The organism is Achromobacter kerstersii (assembly GCF_902859595.1).
Classification (GTDB): Bacteria; Pseudomonadota; Gammaproteobacteria; order Burkholderiales; family Burkholderiaceae_B; genus Achromobacter; species Achromobacter kerstersii.
The window spans coordinates 1-4,180 of record NZ_CADIJQ010000028.1 but is presented as its reverse complement, the minus strand read 5'-3'; the positions used below and the strand labels follow the sequence as shown (position 1 = coordinate 4,180).

Below are 4,180 nucleotides of genomic sequence, written 5' to 3'. Positions count from 1 at the left end.
TGGCAAGCGCTTCGGCCCGCATTGCAAGACTTCACGCTGGCAAAGCCGGCGAGCGTGCAGATTCTCGTGCCCAACATCAAGTTGCCCAACGGCCTGGAAGAACCTGTGCCGATGCCATCGGGCACGAAGCTGCCCGCCAGCCGCGCACTGGTGATCAATGCGCCCCTGCGCTCGCTCTATGGTCTGGCCTTGCCGACGACAACCCAGATAACGCAGTTGCATGTGCGTTACCAGCCGGACTCAGCCCCCGGACTCGCCGCGAGCGCGTTCTCGGCCACCTTGAAAGGAGATATCTATGTACTCGCGCCGTGAAACTTCGCTGCGCAATCGGCTCGCCCTTTGTCTGGCGGGCCTCGCCCTGGCGATTGCCCTACCTGCCGGCGTATCGGCGCAATCCGACAATCTCTCCGTGGCGCCTGAAGCTCCTGCTGCGCCGCCAAGCCACCTGGTGCGCGAGCTGCTGGAGCATGACGCAAAACAGGCGCTCGCCATTGAACGCGAGAAGTCGAAGACTGCTTTTGCTGGCACGCCGCTCGCAGTGCCGTCCGTGACAGGAATCACGCCGGCGGATGCGGAACAGGCAGCCGCGCCCTCAGCATCACCGCCGAAACAACGCCTGGCGCGGCTAATTGCCATCGTGGGCGTTGGACGCCACCTCGCAGCGCATGTGCAACTGGAAAACAGACAGGCCGTGTATCTGACCGGGAAAGCCGCACCGGTAACAGGCGCTGGCCAGGGCTTGCGTCTGCTGGAGATTTCCCCTCCCTGCGCCACGTTCCTGTCTCAAGAGGAAGAGACGTTCACCTATTGCCTAGACGAGAGGGCACCATGAAGTTCAGCATTTTCCAATGGGCTCGGCGAATGACGCGCATGTTGCGCGTCGGCTTTCGCGAAGAAGAGCCGGCGCCGGTCCTGAGCATGTCGCTGACGCCTATCCAAACTGACGATTCTCCAGAAGGCCATCTTGACTCTTTCGAAGACGTCGAGAACATGCGCCCCGCGTTCGAGCTGCTCCGCGTCGATTGGTGCGGATCCGAAGCTGCCGCTAAAGCGTGCGTGGCAGAACTCGAAGGTGAGCGGTACGTAGTCTTCGTCAAGCAAGGGGAACAGGACTCCGACCTATACCGTGCCGTTCTCCAACGCGCTCGGGAGGCCACAGGGCGTGGCAACGTGGACGTGTACACAGTTAACCCCGTCGTGTTGCTTGCATTAGTACGGGAGCGCATGCAGGCCAAGGACGTTAAGCAGCGCACGTCCAAGACGCGAGCGCTCGGCGCACGCTCCGCGGTGCGCGTCGGGTTCCATGACTTGGCCGCTTGGGCCGTCCGTAACGGAGCGAGCGACATGCACTTGAACATCGACACCACGGCGGCAATCTCTCACGTAAGCGTGACGATCGACGGGCAATACACAACGCCCAAACAGTTGGCGATGCCGACCGAACGCCTCATCGAAATGGGCAACGTCGCCTGGTTGGACGTCCACGGCGGCAGCGGGCTATTCCTCGATATGACCAATGAACAGCAGGGTCGGCTTTACGAAGTTGTGGACGACCGCTCTTACATGCTGCGCTGGGGATCATTTGTGGCGGACAAGGGACCGTCCATCACCCTGCGGATTCTGGACATGGACGCCAAAGTTGAGCCGGTGGACATGGAAACCCTGGGCTTCCTGCCTTCGCACGTCGCAAAATTTCAACGGTGCCTGCAAAGCATGGGCGGCGCCATCGTGACGGGCGGCATTCCGGGATCGGGAAAGACCGTCACCAACGCCCAATTGATCGTGCGGCTGCCCGCAACACGCAAGGTCATGACGATCGAAGATCCCGTCGAACTGACCATTCCGCGCGCGTTGGCCGCCAGTGTCTCTCGATCGCTTGATGGCTCGGACCGCGACACGATGCGGTCCAAGCTTATGGCACTCAAGCGCGCTGCTGCGAGCGACGTCTTTCTTGGCGAAATCCGCGATTCGCTTACCGGATCGGCGTTTCAGGACATCGTCTTATCGGGAAGCAGTCTCTATACAACGACGCACGTTGGCCACGCGCTCTCAATTCCGCAGCGATTTGCCTCCAGCGAAATCGGCGTTCCGCGAACGACTTTGGGCACGCCCGGCGTTCTGAAGCTGCTCTCGCACCAAGCACTGATGCCGGTCACCTGCGACTGCGCACTGCCGGCAGATTCACTGCTGGAAGGCGCCGCCGATAGATTGGGAGTGCGCCGATCACGCGATGACTGGGCCCGCTACCTAGACGTTATCGAAACCCTGTACGACTTCGGCAGCGGTCGCATCAAAGTTCGCAATCCGGACGGTTGTGAGAAATGTCGAATCAAAGGGATTCCGGAGCTGTTCGGGTACGCCGGTCGGACAGTTGTCGCTGAAATGTTCGAACCGTCTTCAGATCCAGAAGCGCTTCGTGCCATCAGCAGCGGCGATGAGCTACGTCTACGGGAGATTTACGCCGGTCACAGGACGGCCGCATATGACCACCCCGACATGGAAGGCAAGACCACCATGGACTGCGCTGTCTACAAAATGAGTCAAGGCCTGATCGATCCACGGGACATCGAGCCGCATTTCCAGGCTTTTGCGACGCTATTACGTGAAAGGAAACCGGAATGAAACTGCCGTTCGTACTCACAAGAGTTGGGCAAGCCGCGCGAAAGTTCGCTCGAAAGCGAGCCGACTGGTATGAGTACCTGGCGGACATAGCCGAGGACACCCAGGGAAAGCGCACGATCTTGAACATTCTTGACGGAGACGCCCAGCGCTATGGGCGGAGCGCACGGGGGGTCCTTTCGACATACTGGGCACACAAGATTGTCGAAACGGGCAACATCGGGAAAACGCTCCACGGCACGCTCCCCCCAAAGGAAGTCGCCGAATTTGTCTCGTTACAGGGCCAAGACCAAGCGGTCCTATCAAGCGGCCTGCGCGATATGGCCAGCCTCGTACGGTTGAACTCCAAGCTCCGCTGGATCTTGATCACGACGCTGCTGACCTCCCTGATCGCAGTGATCGTGTTATGGCTCGTGGTTATGGTCGCGCTTCCCTACGTCACTGCCCCGATGATCGTCGACACATTACCTGCTGTCCCCCGCGCTTACCTGAGCGCGTCCACCCATGCATTCTTTGATCTTGCCGAATGGATACGGCAAAAGGGCATTCGTCTTTGGTTTGGGGCACTTGTAGTTGGAATCGCATTCAAGCTCTCGTTCCCCTACCTGGACGGTCCGATACGAAGGTTCCTAGATAGATGGGGGCCCTATCGCCTTTATCGGGACGTTCAGGGCATTGGTGTCATCAGCACCGCGGCAACCGCGGTTAAACCAAGGACCGGAAAAACCATGCAGCTACGTGAGGCCATTGAACTCCAGTTCGACGGGGCTTCTCGTTGGCTAACGGGCCGCTTGCAGGCCATTCAGCACCGACTCGAAGACTCGAAATCAGGCGCGCAGGTCTTTGACGTTGGACTGATGGACCGGGAGACCTATTGGTACCTCGAGGATCTTGCAGGCACCCAGGGCTTGGACGCCGCATTGCAGAAGACTCGTGTCCGAATGGAGTCCGTTGTCCTAAAGCATGTCGAAACGCGGGCGAAAGTGCTCCGCTGGGTCATTCTGATCCTCGCCGTCTTGGCAATGGCGGGCATCTTGGGGTGGCATCAAAGCGTGCTCTGGGATATGCAAAACGCCGCATTGCTCGACTCGATGAGCTAGCGTGCCCGACCCTCAATTCTGATCGCGGCCATCTTGCCGATGGTCACCACAAATCCTGAGTATCTGGAAATCAACATGAAGCACACCACCATGCAACTGCAAGTCATCAATACACGCGTTGCCCGCCAGCGCCTCCGCCAAGGAGGATTCACCCTTGTTGAACTCGCCGCGGTGCTCGTACTTATCGGCGTCCTCATCATGATAAGCATGCCCTCCATCAAAGGATTCTTCGTCCAAACCCGGGTCGGGCCGGCGGCTGCCGAACTCCAGCGCTTCATGACGGCGACGCGCTTGCTGGGCGAAGGCGACTCCGTCACGCCTTACGCAGCCATCAACAATGCGTCCAATCTGGCGCCTGCAATGGCCGAGTCTTCCGTCTTCAAGGTGAACGGCGCCACGGTGGCGCACCGCCTGGGCGGCTCTGGCGTGGGCTCGAACGGAACCATCACAATCGGGCCGGT

5 protein-coding genes are annotated in these 4,180 nt (G+C 59.7%); all 5 read left to right on the top strand.

Features of this window, described 5'->3' with window-relative positions; all coding sequences use genetic code 11:
- Window positions 1–312 (top strand): hypothetical protein (locus HV765_RS31575; protein WP_175172190.1); only part of this gene is annotated, 312 nt, incomplete at its 5' end.
- On the top strand, window positions 296–832 hold the full coding sequence (locus tag HV765_RS31570) for a hypothetical protein (RefSeq protein WP_175172188.1): 537 nt from the start codon (window positions 296–298) through the stop codon (window positions 830–832). The genes HV765_RS31575 and HV765_RS31570, both read left to right, overlap by 17 nt.
- Window positions 829–2,622, top strand: coding sequence for an ATPase, T2SS/T4P/T4SS family (locus tag HV765_RS31565; RefSeq protein ID WP_175172186.1), 1,794 nt, complete (start codon window positions 829–831; stop codon window positions 2,620–2,622). The genes HV765_RS31570 and HV765_RS31565 overlap by 4 nt, the downstream gene beginning before the upstream one ends.
- On the top strand, window positions 2,619–3,719 hold the full coding sequence (locus tag HV765_RS31560) for a hypothetical protein (RefSeq protein ID WP_175172184.1): 1,101 nt from the start codon (window positions 2,619–2,621) through the stop codon (window positions 3,717–3,719). The genes HV765_RS31565 and HV765_RS31560 overlap by 4 nt, the downstream gene beginning before the upstream one ends.
- 39 nt (window positions 3,720–3,758) lie before the next feature.
- Window positions 3,759–4,180: prepilin-type N-terminal cleavage/methylation domain-containing protein (locus HV765_RS31555; RefSeq protein ID WP_254600793.1), on the top strand; the 422-nt coding region annotated here is incomplete at its 3' end.

Bases quoted from the DNA above. Each gene is read 5' to 3' on its own strand.
- HV765_RS31565 (WP_175172186.1), top strand. From the start codon at position 829: ATGAAGTTCAGCATTTTCCAATGGGCTCGGCGAATGACGCGCATGTTG.
- HV765_RS31560 (WP_175172184.1), top strand. From the start codon at position 2,619: ATGAAACTGCCGTTCGTACTCACAAGAGTTGGGCAAGCCGCGCGAAAG.
- HV765_RS31570 (WP_175172188.1), top strand. From the start codon at position 296: ATGTACTCGCGCCGTGAAACTTCGCTGCGCAATCGGCTCGCCCTTTGT.